The organism is Thermodesulfobacteriota bacterium (assembly GCA_040753795.1).
Lineage (GTDB): Bacteria > Desulfobacterota > Desulfobacteria > Desulfobacterales > Desulfosudaceae > JBFMDX01.
In genome coordinates, this window is sequence record JBFMDX010000002.1 from 254,706 (window position 1) to 278,826 (window position 24,121).

At 57.5% G+C, this 24,121-nt stretch carries 15 protein-coding genes; 10 read left to right on the forward strand and 5 right to left on the reverse strand.

Annotation, left to right across the window (positions count from 1 at the left end; all coding sequences use genetic code 11):
• Positions 1 to 4: 4 nt before the first annotated feature.
• Complete coding sequence (locus AB1724_03885) at positions 5 to 1,393, reverse strand: glycosyltransferase (protein ID MEW6076932.1); 1,389 nt, start codon at positions 1,391 to 1,393, stop codon at positions 5 to 7.
• A gap of 233 nt (positions 1,394 to 1,626) precedes the next feature.
• On the opposite strand from AB1724_03885, the gene AB1724_03890 reads away from it, so the two are divergent.
• Positions 1,627 to 2,877, forward strand: a complete 1,251-nt coding sequence (locus AB1724_03890; GenBank protein ID MEW6076933.1) for an IMP cyclohydrolase — start codon at positions 1,627 to 1,629, stop codon at positions 2,875 to 2,877.
• Here the strand turns inward: AB1724_03890 and AB1724_03895 are convergent.
• Positions 2,874 to 4,874, reverse strand: a complete 2,001-nt coding sequence (locus tag AB1724_03895) for a ribonuclease R family protein (protein ID MEW6076934.1) — start codon at positions 4,872 to 4,874, stop codon at positions 2,874 to 2,876. The genes AB1724_03890 and AB1724_03895 overlap by 4 nt on opposite strands.
• 189 nt (positions 4,875 to 5,063) lie before the next feature.
• Here AB1724_03895 and AB1724_03900 point away from each other — a divergent pair, with 189 nt between their 5' ends.
• The 6 genes from AB1724_03900 to AB1724_03925 all read left to right on the forward strand — a co-directional run bounded on the left by AB1724_03900 (position 5,064) and on the right by AB1724_03925 (position 13,413).
• Positions 5,064 to 5,309: a hypothetical protein gene (locus AB1724_03900; GenBank protein ID MEW6076935.1), complete on the forward strand. Its 246-nt coding sequence runs from the start codon at positions 5,064 to 5,066 to the stop codon at positions 5,307 to 5,309.
• 57 nt (positions 5,310 to 5,366) lie between these two features.
• A complete protein-coding gene (locus tag AB1724_03905; GenBank protein MEW6076936.1) occupies positions 5,367 to 6,839 on the forward strand; it encodes an arylsulfotransferase family protein in 1,473 nt (490 codons plus the stop codon).
• 59 nt (positions 6,840 to 6,898) lie between these two features.
• Positions 6,899 to 8,227, forward strand: coding sequence for an arylsulfotransferase family protein (locus AB1724_03910; GenBank protein MEW6076937.1), 1,329 nt, complete (start codon positions 6,899 to 6,901; stop codon positions 8,225 to 8,227).
• A gap of 57 nt (positions 8,228 to 8,284) precedes the next feature.
• Positions 8,285 to 9,625: an FAD-dependent oxidoreductase gene (locus AB1724_03915; protein ID MEW6076938.1), complete on the forward strand. Its 1,341-nt coding sequence runs from the start codon at positions 8,285 to 8,287 to the stop codon at positions 9,623 to 9,625.
• 61 nt (positions 9,626 to 9,686) lie between these two features.
• Positions 9,687 to 11,429 carry an ABC transporter ATP-binding protein gene (locus AB1724_03920; GenBank protein MEW6076939.1) on the forward strand — a complete coding sequence of 581 codons (1,743 nt, stop codon included), beginning with the start codon at positions 9,687 to 9,689 and terminating at the stop codon, positions 11,427 to 11,429.
• Positions 11,422 to 13,413 (forward strand): ABC transporter ATP-binding protein, encoded by a 1,992-nt coding sequence (locus AB1724_03925; protein ID MEW6076940.1) that lies wholly within the window; start codon positions 11,422 to 11,424, stop codon positions 13,411 to 13,413. Before AB1724_03920 ends, AB1724_03925 begins: the two co-directional genes overlap by 8 nt.
• On the opposite strand, the gene AB1724_03930 is transcribed toward AB1724_03925, so the two are convergent.
• The 3 genes from AB1724_03930 to AB1724_03940 all read right to left on the reverse strand — a co-directional run bounded on the left by AB1724_03930 (position 13,393) and on the right by AB1724_03940 (position 17,966).
• Positions 13,393 to 14,409, reverse strand: coding sequence for an alpha/beta hydrolase (locus AB1724_03930; GenBank protein MEW6076941.1), 1,017 nt, complete (start codon positions 14,407 to 14,409; stop codon positions 13,393 to 13,395). The two genes, AB1724_03925 and AB1724_03930, sit on opposite strands and share 21 nt — an antisense overlap.
• A gap of 56 nt (positions 14,410 to 14,465) precedes the next feature.
• A complete protein-coding gene (locus tag AB1724_03935; protein MEW6076942.1) occupies positions 14,466 to 15,311 on the reverse strand; it encodes a nitroreductase family protein in 846 nt (281 codons plus the stop codon).
• A 90-nt stretch (positions 15,312 to 15,401) separates the two neighbouring features.
• Positions 15,402 to 17,966, reverse strand: a complete 2,565-nt coding sequence (locus AB1724_03940; protein ID MEW6076943.1) for a ComEC/Rec2 family competence protein — start codon at positions 17,964 to 17,966, stop codon at positions 15,402 to 15,404.
• Between the two features lie 503 nt (positions 17,967 to 18,469).
• Here AB1724_03940 and AB1724_03945 point away from each other — a divergent pair.
• From AB1724_03945 to AB1724_03955, 3 genes are all read left to right on the forward strand, one after another.
• Positions 18,470 to 19,993, forward strand: a complete 1,524-nt coding sequence (locus AB1724_03945; protein ID MEW6076944.1) for a tetratricopeptide repeat protein — start codon at positions 18,470 to 18,472, stop codon at positions 19,991 to 19,993.
• A 19-nt stretch (positions 19,994 to 20,012) separates the two neighbouring features.
• Entirely contained in the window at positions 20,013 to 20,996 is a 984-nt protein-coding gene (locus AB1724_03950; GenBank protein MEW6076945.1) for a FecR family protein, read from the forward strand.
• A gap of 61 nt (positions 20,997 to 21,057) precedes the next feature.
• A complete protein-coding gene (locus tag AB1724_03955) occupies positions 21,058 to 24,033 on the forward strand; it encodes a right-handed parallel beta-helix repeat-containing protein (GenBank protein MEW6076946.1) in 2,976 nt (991 codons plus the stop codon).
• The last annotated feature ends 88 nt before the right edge of the window (positions 24,034 to 24,121 follow it).

The window sequence follows — 24,121 nt, forward strand, 5'->3', positions numbered from 1 at the left end:
CCCATCAGCGCAATCGGAAATCAATAAACGCCAGCCGGCATATCTTTAATAAAATTCGGGCATGGCGCAACAATCCCCACCGCGAACGGCCATAGGACTTGGGTTCCCCATATGTTCTGGGATGGTAATGGACGGGGACCTCCGCTATGGCCAGGTTGAATTTCACGGCGCCGAGGATGAGTTGAAAATCACCGAAGGGATCCAGTGCGTCGAAACGACTGGGGTTGCGGACGATATTCAGGTAGTGGGCCCGGGTGATCCCCTTGAAGCCGCACAGGGTGTCCGTCAATCGCCGGCCGGTGATCAGCGACAGGAGCAGGCTGAAAAAGCGGTTGCCCAGATTGTTTAAAAGGGGCATGGCCTTCGGCGCCATGGGGTAGATAAAACGGGTCCCATTGATGTATTCACCATGCCCGTTGATATAAGCTTCCCAGATCAGCCGGGCCTCCTCCGGAGGAGTCGTCAAGTCGGCTTCGAGCCAAATCAGGAAATCACCTCTGGCCCTGTCGCACCCAAGCCGGAACGCATCCCCCTGCCCTTTGCCGGTCTGGTGGAAGATCTTGATATCTTTTTCCGGATATTTTCTCATCATCTCCACGATTTTATCGGTCGTTTTATCAACCGAATGGCCTTCCACGAAAATAATTTCGGTTTTTTCCCCCAGGGATGGAATCCTTTCAACCAGGGCTTCGATATTGCCTTCTTCGTCCCGGCAGGTAATCACCACCGAGGTGGATATCTCCTGGCGGTTCTCAGGAGGCCGGTGAGGCCGGGCTACCGTAAGACAGCCCCGACGGGACCGGCTGGCCACCGGCAGCCTGGCGACGAGCCACCTGATTATGGAAGGCCTGGAATACACAGGCCCGGGAGATAATAGATAATTTCTCCGGGCAATTACTTCATAGCCGGAAGCGGCGAGAAAAATTTCCAGGTCCCGGCGGGAAAACCGGTTCGGACAAGTTTCGCTGCCGGTGCCGGCATTTGTCCGGGGTTGTGGCTTTTTAACCAGGAAGCCCCGGCCGGAGTCGTCGCTGTTTATAATCAGCCTTGTCCCGGGCGTACTCATTTCCAGCAGGCGGCCGAGAAATCGCTGGACATCGGAAATGTCGGGAAGTATCGAGTTTATAATAATATAGTCAAAAGACTGGGCTATAAAAAAGGTTTCGATATCCTCGACGTGATATGTAACGACGGGCGCGCTTTCATCGTCGATACCGCATTTGCCGGCAGAAGCAGATGCAACGCCGACGCCGACGGAAGGGCTCAGCCTTTTCAGAGAATCAGGATGCGGGCAGCCGAGCATGAGAATGCGGCTTTGCTGCGGGATAACAAAACGGCAGTATTCCCCAAATCCCTTCTCCGGAAAGTCGTTTCCGGCGGTTTTATCATGCATAACGGCAGCCATAATGTTTAATTGAGAAAGGTAAGATCCAACCGATTTCCTGGCCATTATACTGCTTTTTCAAAAACAAAAAAGCCGTTTGATCTTTAAACAATAGAATAGTATATCAGCAGGCTATAGTGACGGCGGCCAGTATATCCCATTAATTTTGCGTAAGAACCTTGCGAAATCAATCAGTCCCGGTCATCCCGGGTCCCGGACCGGAATTGTAACAGGAGAAGACCATGGAAAAAGACATGAAGCAGGCCTATCGGACCATCATGGACGACCATTTTCCACCGCAGATGGAGGTGTCTTTTGTGGACGGCGGCAAGCGGCAGACGCTTTTTTTTGAAAAGGTGTCCTGGCGTATTGATAATGTGGAAAAAGGGTTGCGCTACGGCGAAAATCCCGGTCAGGAGGCGGCCCTGTACCGGCTGGTCAACGGCAATCTGATCCTGGGCGAAACGGAAACCATCCAGCCCGGCCACTACCTGGCTTCGGACGTAGAGTTGCTGCAATCCGGCAAGCACCCCGGCAAAACCAACCTGACCGATGCGGACAACGCGTTGAACATATTGAGATATTTCAGCGATAAGCCAACCGCTGTCATCGTCAAGCACAACAACCCCTGCGGTGTGGCCCGGGCGGCCTCCCTGGAAACCGCCTATGCCCGGGCCTACATGGCCGACCGGATCGCCGCTTTCGGCGGCTGCATCGCCGTCAACCGGCCCCTTGACAAGGCCACGGCCGAAGCCGTGGCCGCCCAGTACGCGGAAGTGGTGGTGGCCCCGGAGTACGAGGAGGGCAGCCTGAAAATTCTCTCCGGCAGGAAAAATCTCCGGGTCATCCGTATCCGCAACATCGGGCAGCTGCAGAATTTTGTCAACAAGCGCTGGGTGGATTTCAAGAGTCTGATCGACGGCGGCATCATCGCCCAGTGGTCTTTTGTCTCGCAGGTGCTGTCAAAAGAGGATCTGCTGCCGGCCGAGTGCGCCTTCGAAGGAAAAACCTACCGCATCAAGCGTTCGCCCACGGAAGCGGAGTACCGGGACATGATGTTCGGCTGGCTGGTGGAAACCGGGATCACGTCCAATTCGGTGATTTACGTCAAGGACGAGACCACCGTGGGCATCGGCACCGGCGAGCAGGACCGGGTGGGCGTGGCCGAGATCGCCCGGGACAAGGCCTATCGCAAGCTGGCCGACCGGTATGCTTTCGAGCTGTTCGGCCTTCCCTACAAGGATCTGGATGACCGGGAGAAGATTGACGCCGTCAACCGGAAGGTAGCCGCGGAAAAAGGCGGTCTGATCGGCAGCGCCATGGTCAGCGACGCCTTTTTCCCGTTCCGCGACGGAGTGGACGTGGGCATCCAGGAGGGCGTTTCCGCGGTGATCCATCCCGGCGGCTCCCTGAACGACTACCAGGCCATCGAAGCCTGCAACGAGGCCAGCGTGACCATGGTGTTTACTGGTCAGCGCTGCTTCAAGCACTAACCGAAGAAGATGGCGATGACATTGTTCCGGGCGCTGACATGCTGGATGGTCACCTGGATCAGGTCTTTGGGTTTTAGCCTGGTGCCGGAGGTTTTCGGCAGCCGGCATTCCAGCAGATAATCGGGGATAAGCACGGAGTAATCCTCGTTGAAACTGTCCAGCACGACGGCTTCTTCCTTGCGGCCGATCCTGGATTCCAGATATTTCAACACCCAGTAACGCTGGCGGGCCTGCTGGATCCTGGCCACATTGCCCAGAACCGGCTCCAGCCTCTGAATGATATCCTGAACCTCCTCCCGGGTGTAGGGGGTTTCCAGGCCCAGGATCGATCTCACCTGACGCTGGGCCATCAGGTCCAGGTATTTTCTTATCGGCGACGTGGCCGTCGTGTACCGCTCCAGCCCCAGGCCGGCATGGTGCCCCGGGGTGCCGGACAGCACCACCCGGGCGACCATTTTGCGCTGTACCCAGTTCTGAAAGAGGGTCCCCGGTCCGTCGGTTTTTTTCATCAGCCGCTGTTTGGGCTCCACCTGGGAGCGGAAGGCCGCCGGGACATTATGCGCGGAAAGGAAATCGGCGAACAGCCGGTTGGCTATGATCATCATTTCCGCCACCATCATCCGCGAGGGGCTGACGTCGTCAAGGCGTTTGACGGCCGGGCGGTTTCTATCAATGAACTGGATAAACAGTTCCGGTATAGTGATCTGCAGGGCGCCGGCGTGTATCCTTTGCCGGCGCAGCAGGATGGCCAGATCGTGGAGTTTTTTCAGTCGCGGGTCTTGCTCCATGGTTCGGTCGGCATCGCCGTATGATATGTGACGATCCACCCGGATGATGGAGGGGATAATCTCGTGGCTGATCAATTCGCCGGAGGGAGAGAACCGCATCTGAATGGAAATTGCCGGACGGTCGACACCCGCTTTCAGGCTGCACGCCTCTTCGGAAAGGACCGGCGGCAGCATGGGGATTTTCTGGTCGGCGGTGTAAATGGAACTGCCGCGGGTCATGGCTTCCCGGTCGATGGCGCTGCCGCGGTTGATATAGTGGGCCACGTCGCTGATGTGAACACCTACCCGGCAGCCGCCGTCCGCTTCCAGTTCCACGTTCAGCGCGTCGTCATAATCCATGGTGGTGCTGCCGTCAATGGTGAAAACAGGCAGCCCGGACAGATTGACCCGGCCGCCGTTCCGGGTTGCTCCCGTCGGCGCCCGGCCGATGGCCTCGGCCAGGGCGCTCGTCTCCGGGGGCCATGTTATGGGAACGCCATAACGGATGTAATCGGTGTTTTCGTTGACGTCCCACGCGCCCAGGCGAACCATCAGGGAAAAAACAGCGTCCCGGGAAACGCCTCCGGCCCTGGTCAGCATTTCCCTGGCCAGGACCTTGTCCGCGGCATCCTGCTCAAAAACATAGTAGTCCTTGAGGATGTCGACATATTCCCGCTCATGGGCGGTCAATGCGGTGGCCCCGCCTTCGATCGTTTTTTTCAGCCACTGGGAGCCTTCATTGACGGTACGTTTTTTCCGCTCTTCCTGCTCCTTCCGGGCGGTGATCGCCGTGATCTGTTGCGGGGAGTGGGGAAAAAACCGGTGGTGATCGAACTTGAAATAGAGCCCGTCTTCAAACATGGCCCGGACCAGGGCCGCCTCATGATCCGCCGTGGCCTGACCGGGAAAACATAACGTTCTGATGGCGGAGAGAGAGACCCAGTCCTCTTTATCTTTTAACTGGTTCCACAGGCGCTCCACGTTGATCTGCTTGGTCAGGGCGACGCGCCTGGCGGCTGTCTGTTTTAACAGTTCCAGCAGTTGCGTCCGATTCAGTTCCGTGTCCAGGCGACCGCCGGCATGGGTTATTCTGCGGGCGGAGAGGTTAACGGTTTGATCGTTTTCGGTAAGTATCTGAAACCGCCTGTCCCCGGAAGTCGTTGAATCCAGGACAACCGCGCAGATCATCCGCTGCCGGTCAATGTATTCGACGATGGTCCCTTTATCCATAGTGGGACAGCCTAACAACGGTTCCTCTGAAAGTCAATGAGATCAAACCATTGTATAGCCGGGGGACAAAGAAATATTTTGACAAAAAAAGAAAAAGCAATTATTTTGCCTGAAATTCTTCCGGTCTTTTGCCCTTGAATGTATTGACGCAGGATGTTTTGTCGGGTCGTATTACCCTGGAGAAACCCCATGTCACGTTCGGAACTGATTAAGTCGGCTGTTGTTGCGCTGCTTTTTGTGCTTGCTCCTTTTACTGTAACCTGGGCTTATGTCGGTCCCGGCGTAGGCATTACCATGCTTGGGGCTTTCTGGACCGTTCTGGGCGTTATCCTCGCCGCTGTCGGTGGTTTGCTGGTGTGGCCGATACGATCTTTCTGGCGCTGGAAGCAAGGACGCTCCAGCCGGCCGGCTGACCGGGGAACTGAACAAGAGTAAACCATTCTCGATGGTTGAAAGTATTTTCTGACCGGGCGATCGCCGCTCGGATGATAGATGCCGATACGGCAGAGCAGAGAATTGGGCTTGCCTCCGATGGACATATGGCAAAAATTGAAGCGGCAATGGGACCGGTTATTGTTTTTCGTCTGTTTTTTCTTCCTTTCCGTTGTTATTGCCTTCGGCGTCGGATTTTTTGTGGCGGATCGCCACAAGTTTCCTTACTTTCAGATCAAGCTGGCTGTCGACTCCGCGATATGTAATTACGGATTAGAACTTTCCTCTCTTATTTTTAATGAAAAATACAGGAAGTATCCTTATGTATGGGTAAAAACACATGAACCGAAATCGGGGGTGGTTGTCAATGATCCATCCGGAACATACAAGGGGTATACGCTTATTGCCGATGGGGGTACCGGCGCCAGTCTGATCGACATGAAGGGAAAGGTGATCCATAAATGGCGTAAAGATTTTTTCGATGTGTGGCCGCTGCCGGACCATGTTAACCTGATTGATACGAATGGGAAAGTGCTCCACCCCTGGCATAAGCCCGCCAACTTTATGTGGCCGCAGCCGCTGCATGTTAAACCTTTAATGAGCTCGATTCCCGAGGACTTGATCTACTGGCATAAATTGTTTTTATTCCCCAACGGGGATCTTATCGCAATATACACAGGCCCTTTTACCCCTTATGGCGCGGGGATAATCAAAATAAATTCCCGGTCCGAGCTTATCTGGAAAGCGGATATAAACGCCCATCATGATCTGACGATAGCGGATGACGGCCGGATCTTTGTATTAACACATAAATACAACTATGATTATTCCCGCCCCCGGATCGATGATTACATTACCGTCCTCTCCCCCGAAGGCATGGTGCTTGACGAAATATCAATCTATAATGCGATCCGAGAGTCTCCATATTATAATTTGATACCGGGTGAACCCTTTGACGATTATCTGCATACCAACAATATTGATTTGTTGACATCAGATAAAGTTAATGGTTTTCCTTTCTTGAGTGGCGGGGATATGCTGCTGTCCCATAGAAACTCGGTTTGCATGACGGTGGTCGATGCAAACACCTTTAAAGTCAAATGGGCTCTCACGGGTGTGGCAGGGGTCGTCCACGATGCGGACTTCCTTATGGATGGCAAGATCGCTTTTTTTGACAACAGAGCTTATCTGCAGGGAAGCGCGGTCGTTGAATGGGATTGCGGTCTAAACAAGCCTATCTGGGAATTTACCCCGGCCGATTATTATTATGGCTTTAGTCAACCGCTACCCTCCTATGATATTTTTGCCTCCGGAACCGGTGGGGCGCAGCAAAAGTTACCCAATGGTAATTATCTGATTGTGAATACCAACTGTGGTTCAATGTTTGAAGCTACGCCGGAAAAGAAAGTTGTATGGAAATATGTCTCCACAAAGAAACAAGGTAACAGCATTGCCAGACTCTTCTTTGCGGAGCGTTATTCAGAGGGCTACTTAACCTTTTTGACGCCGTCTGACCAAGCCGCCTCTGAATAGCCTTCCATTAACGGTAAAATAGTTCATAAGGCTTGCCTCCGATGGAGATATGGCGAAAGTTGAAACGACAGTGGGACCGGCTATTGTTTTTCGCCTGCCTCGCATTCCTTTCCATCGTCATTGCCTTCGGGGCGGGAATGTATGTGGCGGACCGGCATAAGTTTCCCTATTTTCAAGTCAGAATCGCCACCATCGCCGCGATATGCAACTACGGTCTGGAATTCGCCTCCGTATTTTTCAAGGAAAAACATAAAAAATATCCGTTTGTATGGGCCAGCACCAGGGAAACCACCACCGGCGTGGTGATCCATGACCCCTCCAGGACCTTCCGGGGATATACGCTGATCACCGACAACGACACCTCGGCCCGGCTGATTGATATGCAGGGAAACGTGATCCACCAATGGTGCAAGCCGTTTTCCGAGGTATGGCCGCAACCGAAACATGTGGAACCGTTGATTGATCCGGTTCCCCGGGAACTGATTTACTGGCAGAGAGCCTTTTTATTCCCCAACGGCGACCTGATCGCCATATACGCGGGACCTTTCGCGCCATACGGCGCCGGGATCGCCAGGCTGAATGCCCGGTCCGGGTTGATCTGGAAAGCGGACATCAACGCCCATCATGATCTGGCGGTGGCTGAAGACGGGCGGATTATCACCTTGACGCATAAGTACAATTATGAGCAGGGCCGTCCCCGCATCGACGACACCATCGTCGTCCTGTCGCCCGACGGCACCGTCCTGAATCAAGCGCCAATATATGAGGTGGTCAAGAAATCGCCTTACTACTACCTGATACCCGATGCGCCTTACGGCGATTATCTGCATACCAACAACATTGAACTGCTGACATCCGACAAGGCTTCCGGATTTCCTTTCCTGAAGGCCGGCGACATCCTTTTATCCCACCGGGAGGCGGTCGGCATAACGGTGGTCGACGCTGAAACGATGACGGTAAAATGGGCGCTGACCGGCGTGGCCTCCAGCGTTCATGACGCGGACTATCTTGAAAACGGCCGCATCGTTTTTTTTGAAAACAAGGCCTACCGGCAGGGAAGCCAGGTTCTCGAGTGGGATTGTACCCGGAATCAACCGGGCTGGCGTTTCACCCCGGCCGACTATGCCGGGTATTTTGCCCAATCGGGTATATATCCGCAAAGCCAAGACGGTTTTTTTTCCTATATCGGCGGGCGGCAGCAGAAACTGCCCAACGGCAATTACCTGATAGTGGAGACGACGGGCGGGACCGTATTTGAAGTCACCCCGGAAAAGGAAGTCGTCTGGAAATATGTTTCCACCCATTTTGACGGGGAAAGCATCGGCATGGTGTATGATGCCCAGCGGTATGCCCCGGATGATTTACCCTTTATTCTCAACCATCCATAGAGACGGTGGTTTGGATCTCAAGTGGTAATCGGACGGAATCTCCGCCCGAAGGAGTTGATGATGCGTTTTCTGATTATCGGCGGCGACGCCGCCGGCATGAGCGCGGCCAGCCGGGCCAGGCGGCATGAGCCTTCCCTGGACATCACCGTGCTGGAAAGGACCGCCGATGTTTCTTACAGTGCCTGCGGTATGCCTTACAACATCGCCGATCCGGCAAACCCCATGGATGTGCTGGTGGTCCGGCGGGCGCAGGTTTTCCGGGAAAAGCAGGGAATCAACCTGCTGACCGGCCATGACGCCACGGCCATTGATCCGGCCGCGCGGCGGGTGTCCGGCGTATCCGAAGGCGGGCAGCCGTTTACGATTGACTATGACAACCTGCTGATTGCCACCGGCGCCCGGCCGATCCTGCCCGATGTCCCCGGGTCCGACACGCCCGGCGTCATGGCCTTGAAAAGCCTGGGAGACGGCCGGGCCATTAAAGCCTGGATCGAGACCCGTGACGTGCGGCACGTGCTCATCCTGGGTATCGGCTACATCGGTCTTGAGATGGCCGAGGCCTTCCGGGCAAGAGGCATTGCCGTGACCATGATCAAAAACCGGCCGGGTTTTCTCCCCTGGCTGGAGGAGGAACTGGCGGCCGTGGTTCAGCAGGAAGTGGAGGCCAATCAGGTGAGCCTGCGACTGGGGCCTGTACTGCAGCGCATCGAACCCGGGGGCCGGCTGACCGCTGTTTTCGACACCATGACGGTGGATGCCGATATCATTCTGCCCGCCATCGGCGTCACCCCCAACAGTGATATCGCCGCCGCGGCAGGCATCGCCCTGGGGCCCGGCCGGGCCATCGCGGTGGACCGGCAGATGCGGACCTCCATCGAAAATATTTACGCCGCCGGAGACTGCGCCGACGCTTATCACATGGTAACGGGTGAACGGGCCTGGGTGCCGCTGGCGCTGAGGGCCAACCGGGCCGGGTGGGCGGCGGCCGATCATGCCTGCGGAAAGCCGGTCGAAGTGCCCGGCATCACCGGTACGGCCGTCTTCAAGGTCTTCGGCCTGCAGGTGGCCCGCACCGGCCTGAACGTCGCGGAAGCCCGCCGGGCGGGGTTCGATCCGGCCAAAACCGTGGTGACCTCCCGCTCCCGGGCCCACGCCCAGCCGGGCTCGTCTCCCATTTACGTGCAGATGGTGGGCGACCGAAAATCCGGCCGCCTGCTGGGCGCGCAGATGGTCGGAAAGGATGGGGTGGCCCACCGCATCAACGCCGCGGCCACGGCCCTTTTTGTCCGCATGACCGTGGAGCAGTTCTCCCAGTGTGATCTGGCCTACGCGCCGCCTTTTGGGCCGGTCTGGGATCCGCTGCTGACCGCGGCCAACCAGCTGGCCAAATTGTTGTAACCGCCATGACGATTCCGGATGAATCTAAACTTTAAACCCTCTGTCTGAATCGATTGTTTCATTGTCTCAAACCAGCGCCAGAAGCCTGTTAAAGGAAAATATCGTCCTTATTGCCGCCGGGGTCGTCAGCCTGGTGGTGGTGGATATCCTGCAGCTGCTGATTCCCCGGGTCACCAAGCATGCCATCGACGATCTGGCCGGCCTGACCCCGGATGCCGGAAAACTGCTGGAGTACGCCCTGCTCATCCTGCTGATGGCGTCGGTTATCGCCGTTTTCCGCTATGCCTGGCGTCGCTGTCTCATCGGCGCTTCCCGGAAGATCGAACAGGACCTGCGGGACCGGGTCTTTTTTCATCTACAGACCCTGGACGCCGCCTATTTCGACCGCACCAGTACCGGCGATCTGATGGCGCGGGTCACCAACGACATTAACCATATCCGGATGGCCAGCGGTTTCGGGCTGGTGGCCCTGACCGACGCCGTCTTCCTGGGAACGGCCGCCATCGGGTTCATGGCCTATATCAACGTCCATCTGACCCTGTACAGTCTCATTCCCATGCCCCTGATCGTCATTTTTACCCGGCTGTTCGGCCGCAAGATGCACCGGATGTATCAGGAGGTCCAGGCCGCCTTTTCCGATATGACGGAAATCGTCCGGGAACGGTTTTCGGGCATCCGCGTTATTAAGGCGTTTGCCCGGCAGAACGCGGAAACGGCACTGTTTCAAACCGTTTCCGAACGGTATATCCGGAAGAACATGGGCCTGGCCCGGGTCACCGGCGCCTTTTTCCCCCTGATGGTCTTTTTCGCCAATACCAGCACGGCCATTGTTCTCTGCCTGGGCGGCCGTCAGGCCATTACCGCCGTCATCACGCCCGGCGATTTCGTGGCCTTCATCAGTTACCTGGGCCTGCTGACCTGGCCCATGATGGCCCTGGGCTGGGTCACCAATCTGGTCCAGCGCGGGCGGGCCTCCCTGGATCGGATCAACCAGGTGCTGGCCGCGGTGCCGGGCATCACCGACGGGCCGGACGCGGTTTCCATCGCCGGCGTAAACCGGGAAATCGTCCTTGATCGGGTTTCCTTTATCTATCCCGGCGCGACCGCTCCCGCCCTGAAGGACATCGGCCTGACCTTGCCGGCGGGTAAAACGACCTTTGTCCTCGGCCCTCCCGGCAGCGGCAAAACCACCCTGGCGGGTCTTCTGGCCAGGAAATACGACCCGGACCACGGCGCTGTCCGCATCGACGGCCGGGATATCCGTCATATCCGGACGGATGACCTGCGGCGCCTGATCGCCTTCATGCCCCAGGAGCCGTTTTTGTTTTCCGCGACCATCAAGGAGAACATTACCTTCGATGACGCCGTGCCGGACGATGACCCGAGACTGGTGGCGGCCTGCCGCGACGCCGGGCTGTACAAGACGATCCGCGCCTTTCCCGGCGGATTTGACACCCTTACCGGAGAAAAGGGGGTCATCCTTTCCGGCGGACAGAAACAACGCGTGGCCCTGGCCCGGGCCTTTTATCACGCCGCGCCGGTTCTGATCCTGGACGATCCGGTCAGCCAGGTGGATCCGGAAACGGCCGATGAAATCCTGGCTGCCCTGCGGCAGGTCACCCGGGGGAAAACCGTGCTGCTCATTTCCCACCGCCCGTCCCTGGCCCGGTTTGCCGAATCGATCGTGGTGCTGCGGGACGGACGGATCACCGAGCACGGCGATCATGAGGAACTGTTGCGCCTGAAGGGTTACTATGCCGAGGCCTGGCGTATCCAGCAGCTGGAGGAGAGACGCGATGAATAGCCGGGCCGACGCCTTCCGGGAAAAGCAACCGGAACGGAAAAGGGATCTGCGGCTGCTGGCGCGGCTCTACCCCTTTATCCGGCCCCAGCTTCTCATCATTGGCGGCGCCGTGGTCATCATCATTCTGGTCACCCTGCTGGATCTGGCCGCGCCCCTGATCATCAAAACCGCCATTGACCGCTACATTGTTCCCCGGGAAGCGGCGGAAACCGGCCCACCGGACCGGTATGTGCGCATCGCCCTGGATACGCCGCGACAGAGGGAAATCGTCAACGCCTACCGCCCCCTGTTCACGGATATCGATCAGGCATCCGCCCTGATCCACCCGGATCGGCTGCGGGAGATGAACCCGGCGGATATCCGCGTGCTGCGGGAATCCGACCTGACCCGGACGGCCCTGGCCGCCGGCCTGATCCTGGTCATCGCCCTGGCGCTGTTTTTTCTCAACGCCGCCCAGGTCCTGGTCATGGAATACGCCGGGCAGAAAACCATGCACCACCTGCGCCTGAAGGTGTTTACCCATATTCAGGACCAGAGCCTGGAATATTTTTCCCGCAATCCCGTGGGACGGCTGGTGACCCGGGCCACCAACGACATTCAGAACATGCACGAAATGTTCACCTCGGTCATCACCTTCGTGTTCAACGATCTGTTTCTGATCTTCGGTATTATCGTGGTGATGATGATGCTCTCCTGGCAACTGGCCCTGGCCTGTTTGATGGTCATTCCGCTGGTGGCCCTGGCGGCGACCTACTTTGCCACCGCGGCCCGGGAACCGTACCGACGGATGCGGGTAAAAATCGCCGAGATCAACGCCAGGACATCGGAAACCATCGAAGGCATGAGCGTTCTTCAGCTTTTTTCCCGGACCACCGACAACTACCGGCGGTTTCAGGCCATCAACCGGGACCATTATCTGGCCGGGATCCGGCAGATTCATGTTTTTGCCGTTTTCATGCCGGTCATCGATATGCTCTGGGCCGTGTCCCTGGCTGTTATCATCTATTTCGGGGGGCGGGGGGTTCTTTCCGAGACCATGACCATCGGCGTGCTGGCGGCGTTCATCAGCTACATCAAAATGTTTTTCCGGCCCCTGCGGGACATGGCCGAAAAATTCAACATCACCCAGAACGCCATTTCATCGGCGGAGCGGATTTTCCTGGTGCTGGACACGGACAGCCGTCTGCCGCAGCCGGCACCGGAAGCGGAAGCGCCAGGGCCGGCGCCGGATTTTCGTATTCACCGGGTCCGTCTGGAGAATGTTTCGTTTGCCTACCAGCCGGACGAGCCGGTGTTAACCGATATCTCTTTTTCGGTGGAACGGGGGCAGACCGTGGCCCTTGTCGGGCCCACGGGCGCCGGGAAGACATCGATCGCCAATCTGATACTCCGGTTTTATGACGTCAACCAGGGCCGCGTTCTGATCAACGACACGGATATCCGGCGGATCCCTTCTTCGGTTCTGCGGAGCCGGACGGGCCTGGTATCCCAGGACCCGTTCCTGTTCACCGGCACCATCCGCGACAATATCGCTTTCGGGAGAACGGACATAAGCGACCGGGATCTGGAAGCGATCATCGACATGGCCCGCTGCCGGTCACTGGTCAATGGCCTGGAGGGGGGCGTCAATGCCCCGGTAACCCAGAAGGGAAGCGCTTTTTCCAGCGGTCAGCGGCAGTTGCTGTCCATCGCCCGGGCCCTGGCCAATGATCCCGACCTGATTATTTTTGATGAAGCCACTTCCTATATCGATCTGGAAACGGACCGGATGATCCGGCAGGCCCTGGCCAATCTGACCCGGGACCGGACCGCCATCATCATCGCCCACCGGCTGTCCACTGTCCGGGACGCCACCGTCATTCTGGTGCTTTATCGCGGCCGCATCATCGAGTCCGGCGCCCATGAGGAACTGATGAACAGAAAAGGATATTATTTTCAGCTGTATCAGCTGCAGCAATCCGGCTCATCGGCTCCCTCGTATTGACGCCGGTTCCGGGTCCGTGGCCTGGAGAAAGGTCAGCAGGTCCATCAGCGTCCGGGACGGAATTTCCTCCATGGGGACATGGCCCGCGTCCGGGTAGACCGCGTGGGTCGCGTCGGGATAGGCCGCCTGCCACTGCTTGCCGACTGGATCGTAGGGAATCCAGGTGTCTTTTCCGCCCCACATGGTCATCAACGGCTGCCGGACATCACGAATCCCGGCTTCCGGTTCCGAACCGAAGGGCTTTTCGGTTGATATGACCCAGTCCAGCGCCTCAAGCATGGCGTCCCGGTTGCCCTCCCGCAGCAGCAGCCGGTGATAGCGTTCAATGGTCCCCGGCGCCACCCGGCCATCGTCCCCGTAAGCCTGGTAAATGCCGATGGCGATCGTGTAACGGGGCGTAATCAACGGGGCCAGTTGCCGCAAGGGGAACCAGGTGGGCGCCTTGACTATCCACGTCCATTGCTGCGGGAACGATACGGCGTCAATGAGGACCACCCGGTTCACCAGGTCAGGACGATCCACGGCCAGGCGCCAGCTGATATAGCCGCCCAGGGAATTGCCGATAAACGTGGCGGACGTGACCTGCCGGTTTTCCAGTACCTTGATGACCGTATCCTTAACCAGATCCGGACTGAACGCCGCTGAGCCGTCCCCGGGCAGGCCGGTCAGGCCGAATGCCGGCAGGTCCATGCGGATCACCCGGTAGTCCTGTGACAGGACGGGTACCCACTCGTCCCAGGTATGGAGCGAAGACAGGGCGCCGTGAAGGAGCACCAGCACCGGGCCTGCGCCCTCGTCGCGCACATGAACCATCATGTTGTTGACGGGAATAAATTCCGATTCGGCATTGGCATACGTTGCCTTCAGTTCCTCCACGGAAATATCTTTGAGCCCGTAATAATTCGTGATAGCGGCGCAACCGCCGGACAGAAACATCATTATCGTCAGGGCGGGCGCAATCAGCAGGCGCGGCAGGTTGCGGCAATTTCGCGGCATGGCCTCTTTTCCTCCTTAAGATTAATAATGTTAATCATTTTGATCGGGCCCGGGTTTCAGGCGCCGATCCAGCTCATGGTATAGAATGTGTCCGGCGGCAGGCTGGCCAGGACCGGCTCCTGATATCGCCAGGCGCCGGGCAGACCCAGCTCTTTTGCCGCCAGTTCAAAATGGCACATGGCGATTCCCAGGTCGATATGATGCAGGCCCGCCCGGAAATAGAGGGCCTTGGCCTTGTGCAGGTAAAAATGATAGACGGATCCGTCCTTGTCCCTGACCACCCGCCAGGGCTGGGAGTTGCCGGAGGAGGGCGCCAGCCGGACCATTTCCAGGGCTTCCCGGTAAGGGTCTTTCGCGGGCAGTGACAAGGGAACGCTGAACCCCCCCTCGAAAAAAAGCGTCTCCGGGTTTTTCCGCTGGTCCGCCCGGATGGCCGCCCGGCTGATTTTCTCAAACAGCCGCCGGTCCGCGGCATGGCCAACGGTGCAGGCGGCCGGGAACAGTTCGTCGGGGGCCGTCTGAAAATCTTCAAAGAATTTGCGGTCGAAGAATCCGAGCCAGCAGGTCCCCAGCCCGAGCTCGGTGGCCTTGAGGACCAGTTGTTCCATCAGATAGCCGTAACTCTGGCGGGCCATTTCCGATTTTTTTACGGCGCCGGCAAAAAAATAGCGGGGATTCTTCTGCAGGCCATAGTTGCCCAGCCGGACTTTGGCTCCTTTGACAAAGGGCTTTTCAATGATGGTAAAACGGGCCGGTTCTTCCGCAAGACCCCGCTTCAGACGGGCGCAGTCATCAGTGAGCTCGGCCAGCACACCGGGCGGAATGGGGTCACCGGTGTGCGTTCTGGCGGATTGCCGCACGCGGATCAGGTCGCAAACGGATTTCCGGAATGTCAATGCCATGGAGTCCTCCCTGTCAGCCTGTTCTTCTTTATGAAAAGCGACAATTACGTTGTAAGGGCCATGCGGGATGTTTCCGGTCGTTATAGCAAGTTATCGGGTGATAAACAACGATGATCGAAAAAAATCCGGCGGACGCCCGCAGGCAGTGGCTATGGCCAGATCGGTCCCGCCGGTTGTCATCGTCACGGCGCCCTGAAGATCGGTGCGGTAAATATCCGCTCCGGTCGCTATATACCGCTTCAGGGCGTCCGCGGAAGGGTATCCGAAACGATTCTGCCGCCCGGTGGAAATAACAACGATTTCCGGATTTACGCGGGAAAGAAAGAAGGCCGTGCCGGATGTTTTGCTGCCGTGGTGGGGCGCCATCAGTACCGTGCTGGCCAGGCGGCCCCCGGCCAGGGCCGTCAGTTCCCGTTCGCCTTCTTCCATCAGGTCGCCGGGAAAGAGAAAAGAAATCCGTCCCCGGCTGATCCGCGTCACCAGGCTGTTGTTATTGGTATTCCGCCAGGGCTGGGTTTGCCTGCGGCGCATGAAGTCATCGGGCGGATACAGGAATTCAAAACAAACGCCGTTGATGACGCGGGCTTTTCCCGTCCGGGTCAGGTCGAACTTTTCAATCCCTTTTTCCCGGATGATTTCCATAAACTGGCGGTAATGGTCCGTATCCGCCGGTTCACCGCCGGACCATACCGTCCGGACATGAAAATGGTCGGCGATATAAATCAGGCCGGACAGATGATCCGTGTCCGGATGGGTCAGGATCAGCGTATCCACGGTCCCGATTTTGTGGCGCCATAGAAATGGCGCTATGATCATTTTACCGGTGTCAAAAACGGAACGGCCGGTAAAACCGCCGCCGTCGATCAGCAGGCATTTACCGCCGGGAAGTTCCGCCAGGGCGGCGTTGCCCTGCCCCACGTCCAGGACCGTTATCCGCAGTTCGTCATGGAGAAAGCGCCGGTTGATCCACCAGCCGATGTCCGCGATCAGGCCGGCGGCGGCGATGACGGTCAGCGCCAACGCGGCTCTGGTCATCGATTTTTTGGGGGCCGTTTCCTCCTGACCCGGCCCGGCGGAAGGGACCGGTTTCTGTCTCAACAGGATTCCCGCCGCGCCGACCAGGGCGTAATAACAACCGATTTCAAAAGGACTCGGTGTCACCGTGTGAAAAGCAGCGCCCGGCAGGGAGGCGACCTTTTCCGTGAAGAAGCACCCCAGGCGGAGAAGCAGGCCGCCGGCCTTGAAGATCATCTGGGAAAGATCCGGGGCCAGACCGCACAGGGCCGCCCCGCCCAGACCCAGCGGCACGGCCACGAGTTCCACCAGGGGGATCATGACGCAATTGGCCAGCAGGCCGACCCAGGACACCTGATTGAAATGGTAAGCGGTCAGGGGCGTGGTACCGATAATGGCCAGGAATGAAACCAGCACGAACCCCGTTCCTCTCCTGACCCATTTGTTCGGCAGGACGGTGAGCCGGTCTTTCATGGTATTCATGCCGGCCACGATAAAAAACACCGAGGCAAATGAGAGCTGAAAGGAAATGGAATAGAGGGCCGGCGGATACGCGGCCAGAATGGCCAGGGCCGCCAGCGCCAGGGTGTTCATGAGCTGATGCCGCCTGCCCGCCAGGATGGCCGCCAGAAAGACGACCGCCATGACCGTCGCCCGCTGGGTGGAAGGGGACAGGCCGGCCAGCAATCCATAGGCGACTACGCACGGCAGCGTGCCGGCGGCCGCGACTTTTCTGACCCATCCTCGCCAGGTCAGAGCGGGAATGAAGGCAAGCCCTCTGGCCAGGAGAAAAAAGACAAGACCGGCCACCACCGCCACCTGCATCCCGGATATGGCCAGCAGATGGGCCACCCCGGCCCGGCTGAACGCTTCCCGCAGGTCCGGGGAGATATCCGTCTGGCGGCCGATAACCAGGGCTTTTAATATCGCTACCGGTGGACCGGCGCCGCTTTTCTCGATTTCCCCCGCGATTTTTCCGCGGATCATCTCGACCAACGGCCATAAGCCGGAGAAACGGCCGGAGGAGAGAACCTCGACCTTGTCGCCGTCGGTGTAGGCCAGATCGAAAATTTTCTGGAAAGACAGAAACCGCTTATAATCAAAGCCGCCGGGATTCTTGAAGTTGTCGACTCCACGAATGCGGCTTCGAAAGCGGATGAGCGCACCGCAGGGAAGTTCCGGACCGCCGGCGCCAAAGACGGTAACCCGCAGGCGGCCGACGACCGGGATTTGTCTCCGGCCGCTGTCAAGGCAGTGGACCTGCAATACGAAATGGCGCCGTTCCGGTCCGGCCACCGGCTCTTCCAGGATGGCGCCGGTAATGTCCCAGGACGTTTCCCCGGCAAAGCGGCTGACATGATGATCCGGGAATGTCGGAAAAGAGAAACCGGTGATACAGAACCAGCCCAGAAAGAAGAAAAGAAGAAGCGGAACCACCGCGGCCGCCCGCGCCCGGAGGATGGACCACGCCGTTCCGAACAGGCAGATGCCGATCAGAAGGACTGCCAGCGGTGGCGGCAAATAAATCCATTCCCCGCACAGGATTCCGGCGGCGAAAACCAGTAAAAGGGGAATGACGGGTCGCTGATACGCATCCCGGCTGAATAAAAAGGAAGAAACAGTCGTTCGCCAGGCATCCATGCCGTTGATTTCGCTGTAATTTCTATTTCGCAGGCCGATCCGTCGGCCGCATTCGTTGTTTCCTTACCATACATCAGGGGAGGCCGGACTTCAATTTTTTTTAGGGCGCCTGGAGTGTTTTTTCAGGGTAAAAAAAGCGAATCCGCCACAAAGCAAATGACCGTTGCCGGCCGATCGTCCTGACCCGGTCGGGATGAAACATATTGACTCATAACCTCGGCCCTGTTATAGGTTGTCGATAATAAGGGACAAACATATTTTTAGAATTGAAGCGCCGTGAACGGTCATTTTTTCTCTCCGGGATCGCCATGGAGGGGGCAGGCATCTTTTTGCGACGGCAATCGGATTGCCGTCGGCCGTTTTCCCAAAAAGCCCGCTCAACATCATACCCGGAAACCATAAAAAGCCGTTCGCGGGAGAGTGGTCTGGCCTGAATAGATATGACTGTGTCTGGTAAACGACGCGCTGTCGCGCTAATTTAATAATGAATGATGGGGGTGGCCATGGCTAAAAATCGAATTCTTTTCGTCTGTCTGCTGCTGGTTGTGCTGCTGGCGGTATGGACACTGCCCGGGCTGGCCCGGGATGCCCGGGACAAGGGGCAGAGCCAGTTTACGCTGGGCGTTTTCGCCTTTGAGAACGGGGACTATCAGGCCGCGGAAAATCATTTCCAGCAGGCCCTTTCCGCTGACGGCGGTAATCCATACTACAATTATTATATGGGAAAGGTGTGCCTGCAGAAAGAAGACTATTCCCGGGCCGCCGTCTATCTGGAAAAGGCCGCCCAGGCGGGCAAGGGGCTGCCCGATCTGGCCTATAACTGGGCCTATGTCAATTACAAGCTGAATGATTATGCCGCCGCCGGAAAACTGTTTGAGGCCCTGACCGTATCCGAACCCGGCAACGTTTTGGCCCAATATTATGCCGGCCTGTCCCTCTATAAACAGGAGAAATACCAGCCGGCCCTGACGCATTTGAACCGGGCCGCCGGCCTGGAAACTCCCGTCCGTTATAATGCCGACTATCACGCCGGCCTCTGCGATATCAAGCTCGGTGATCTGGCCTCGGCCAGGGAGCGGCTGACCCGGGTTCAGCAGAATGCCGGGGAGAGTGAGTTGCGGCAGTCCGCCGCCGCTCTTCTGGAAAAAATTCCCCAGATGGAGCGGGAAGCGCGTCGGTATTCCCTGACGGCCAAACTGGGCTGGGAATATGACGACAATATCGCCCTGGAACCGATTGATGAGAATGATCTTTATGCGGATGAAGGCGATCATTTTTTCAGCGGCTATGTCTTCGGCACCTATGACCTCATCAAGACCGATACGCTGGTCATGGGGGCGGGATATGGCCAATACTGCACCCTTCACGACGATCTGGATGAATACGATTTAACCGCCAGTCTGTTTGATCTTTATGCCCGGTACCGGCTGCAAGATTACACCTTTGCCATTTCCTACAACCCCGATTACTACTGGCTGGATTCGGAAAGCTATCTGTGCCGGAACGAGATCACCACCACCATCAGCCGTGAATTCGACCGTTTTCTGACGGAATTTTCCTATAACCATCAGCGGGATAACAACATGTACGATTCCGATCAGGACGGTTATGCCAACGAAATATTTTTCAGGTGCCAGTACGCCCTGCCGGAGGAACGGGGAGCGCTTCGGGCCGGAGTCGGCTACGAAGTCAAATCCGCCGACAGTGACGACTACGACTATGATACCGTCTCCACCGAACTGGTGGCCACGTTCAGGACATGGTGGAAGGTTTACCTCGGCCTGTGCGGAGAATGCGAAGTCCAGCAGTATGACCATGCCAACTCTGTTTACGGCAAAAAACGGGATGATACCAAATATACCGGCAATGTTCTGCTGTCCCGGAATATCATCAACGAGATGATCGCGGCTCATATCGGCTACGAATACACGAAAAACAATTCGAACATAGACGACGTTACCCGGTATAATGAAAGCTTCGAATACGAAAGCAACGCCGTCAAAGTTTTCTGCACATTCCAACTCTAATATTCAGGAGTTTACCGCCATGACAGCTTTTAAAAATAATAAATATGCGTTCGTTTTTTTGCCGGTCCTGCTGGCGTTTATGGCCGTCATTCTGGTCAGTGACGTCAGGCGCGCTTCGGCCGCCCAGGACAGCGTCATCCCGGAAAATCTAACCATTGAGCAGACCTATCGGCCGGGCCCCGGACAGAGCGTGGGGGTCGCCAGGCAGGCCCGTGGCAAAGTGGTGGTTCAGCATGAAAAGGAAGACCACGGCTACGCGGTCAGCAATGGAATGAACCTGTATAATGGGGACACCCTTTATACCGCCCATGACGGGCACCTTGAGCTGGCCTTCAATGACGGCAGCAACCTGGTCCTGGCTGCCGACACCAAGCTGGCCATCGATAAAAGCATTTTCGATCCTGATTCCAAGAGCCGGCTCTCTTTTCTCAATATGGCGGCCGGGAAAGCCCGTTTCATGGTCAAGAAAATGTCCGACTACCATCATTCCCAGTTCAACGTCAAAACCGAGTCGTCCGTGGTGGGCGTCCGCGGGTCGGACTTTATCCTGGAAATCAGCCAGCAGGGCAAGAAGACGGTGATTACGGCCCTGGGCAACACGGTTCTGGAAATACTCGACCCGGCTCACCCCCTGGAGGAACCGGTCCTGGTCACCTCATTCCAGCAACTGGTGACCGTGCTGGGAGAAATCATGGGCAGGCCGGTGGATATTTCCGAGGAAGAAATCATGAAGCTCCTAAAGAAGCTGGACCTGTTGTCTTCAGGCGGTGGAGAGGGCGGCGGCCAGGGCGGTGAGGAAGGCGGTTATGTCCCGGACGGCGGCAGCATGGAATACCTGACGGGCGGAGATATTGACCAGTCGCAATTCAGGCCCGGACCCCGCAAGCCCTTTCCGGATGCCATTGAAGACGCCGGACCGGACGAAGCCGGTGATGATCCGGACCGGGAGATGAGGCCCCGCCCGCCGGTTCCCCAACTGCCGGATGTGCCGTCCCATCCGTAAACAGGGGCGCCCCGGAAATGAACGGACCAATAAAATGATCAAATAGCAGGAGATGAACGTCATGAAAACAACCCGACTGATTATATTAACCATAATTCTGGCCCTGCTGGCCGTGCCGGCCGTTCTGATGGCGGCGGCGGGACCGGGGGCCACTTCATACTATGTGGACATCGCCAACGGTGACGACGCCAATAATGGGTTGGCCGCCTATTCCCCGCTGAATGTTCCGCCTGACGGTCCCTGGAAGACCCTCCATTACGCGGCCAGCACGCTGGAGGACACGGACAACAATATCATTTACGTGGCGGCGGGTGTTTACAGTGCACTCAATGGCGAACCCGATGATACCCTGCAATTTTTCATGTCCAACTCCTCCATTCTGGGCGCTCCCGGCGGCGGCACCATCATTGATGCCAGCGGAGATCTCGCCTTCTGGGATACCGCCGTTTATATGTACGCCTGCAACAACGTTCTGTTCAGTGATTTTGAGGTGCGCAATGCCTCCCTTGACGGCATCTATGTCGAATTCGGGTCAGGCGTCGTTATCACCCGGTGCAATGTCCATGACAACTTGAGTTACGGTATTGTTTTGTATGAATGCGACAGCGCCACCACGGTGAACCGGAACCGGATTTACAACAACCCGGACGGGATTGAGGTTTCGTCCTTCGGTTCTATTTTTTCTTCTTCTCCCTGGATCGTCAACAACCTGATTTTCGGGCAATCGGAAAACATGGGCCGGGGGATTGTCGTCCAAGCCATGGGCTCCACGACCAACGTCTCTCCCACGATCTTCCATAACACGATCGACCGGGGGATGAGTTACGGAATAGAGTTAAACAATCCGGATCTCGGGACTATGTCGCCGAGCATCCAGTACAACATCATCACCAACTGCGGCACGGGTATTTACGGTTATAACTTGTCCGGCACACTTGACCCCTACATTGATTATAATGATCTGTTCGGAAACGGCGTTGACTACAACGGCGTTGTTTCCGGGGCGAACGATCTGGCCCTGGATCCCCTGTATGTTGATCCCGCGTCGGGCACCAACTATCATTTAACGGCTGGTTCTCCCTGTATTGACGCGGCCGTCGGTTCGGAGAATCCCGAAGACCTGGACGGAACAACGCGGCCCCAGGGGATGGGGATCGATATCGGCTGTTACGAATATTACCTTTCCACTCCGGTGCCCCCCGTCTATATCCCCGGCATCACGGTGGTTCCTACCGAGGGCCTGGTTACCGGTGAAGACGGCTCCGGGGCCACCTTTACGGTGGTACTTAACAGCCCGCCGGCGGCCGACGTGACCATCCCCCTGTCCAGTTCGGATACCAGCGAAGGTACGGTTTCACCCGCTTCGCTGACGTTTACGCCGACCAACTGGTATACCCCCCGGATTGTCACCGTGAAAGGCGTTGACGACAGCTTAAACGACGGGGATATCCCCTACACGGTCGTTCTCGGCCCGGCGGTCAGTAACGCCAGCGATTATAACGGGCTGGACGGAGCCGATGTCGGCGTCGTCAACAATGACAATGACGGCCCGGGCTTCCGGGTTACCCCGACCTCAGGCCTGATGACCTCCCGGTTCGGCGGCAGCGACACCTTCACGGTGGTGCTGACCTGTCAGCCCGCGGCGCCGGTGAATGTTTCCCTGTCCAGTTCCGACACCGGCGTCGGCATCGTGTCTCCCCAGGAGTTGATCTTTACTCCCGTCAACTGGAATGTTCCCCAGTCCGTTACCGTCACCGGTCAGGACAACGGGACCGCCGGGAATGTGCCCTATACGGTGATCACTGCTCCGGGTGTCAGCGACGACCCGGACTATAACGGACTCGATCCCGATGACGTGGGCGTAACCAACATCGACAACCTGCCGGCGAGCCAGCCCCAGTATGTCTATCCGTTGCCTTCTCAACGGTTCGCTCCGGGCAATCCGGTTGCCCTGCGGGGCAGTGCTTTTTATGATCCTGACGGGGACAGCCACGTGGAAAGCTACTGGCGCATCGGGCTGGCGGGCCGGAACACCTTCGGCTGCCAGGATTACCCGGAATTTTTTGATCACCTTTCGTCCAGTGATCTGACGGAATATTCTCTGCCCGTCGATCTCCTGGCTACCGGCGTGGCGTATCAATGGGTCGTCGCTTACCGGGATGCGGGCAGCGGTGTTTTCTCCTGGTCCGACAGGGATGAGCAGGAAAACAACGTGTTTATTATCGGCCAGGAGGAGACGGTGGAGCTGCCGCCCATTCCGCCGGGGAACCGGGCCCGGGATTTTCAGATGCGGTCTTTCCATCATTATATCAGCGGGGATGCAAGCGCCGCGGGCGTGATCGGCGACGACCTGGTCGGCGGGTACAATACCCGTTATTATCGTATCGGCACCTATGACACCGAGAACAACGGCGCCTATCAGGAATATCCCTCATTCAGCGTTTATCCCGGCCAGGCCGCCTGGTTTCTGGCCAGAAACGGCCTGACCGTCGATCTTACGGGCGTGCCGGTGACCGTAACCGAGGACGTGGATGTGCCGCTGAAATTTTATGACGATACCGATAACGGCTGGAACATGATCGGCCCTCCCAACGACCGGAATTACCGCTGGGAGGACGTGGAGGTGGTGGTCTACGGCGGCGGCGGCAACTGCGATATCGTCTCCGGCCCCACCCGGATCGGCGATCTGGGCGACTCCAACCCTTATATTGATCTGCGACTGTGGGAATGGGTCGACGGCGCCTATGTCGAGGCCGGCATGATGATGTCGGGCTACGGCTACTGGGTGAAGGCCAGGCAGAAAGGGGTGGTCCTGCGGTTCCCCGCCAGCTCTCAGGCCACGCTGAAAAATCCGGGCGTGCTTCTGGCCGTGGCCATGGACAAAATCAGGGAGGAGGCCCGGGCGCTGGTTTCGCCGGCGGAAGCGCTGGCCGATGCCGATAAGGATTCCCCGCCCCGGCCCATGGACGTGATCGAGGATGAAGGAAAAGAGGGCTCGTCTTCCGGAGGCACCTGCTTTATCAACACCCTGGAATAATCAATTCGGCGCTTATTGTTTCATGGCGGGGGAGGGCTTGTTTTCCCCCGCCATGTTTTTTCTTGCGGCATGGTGATATGAGAACCGG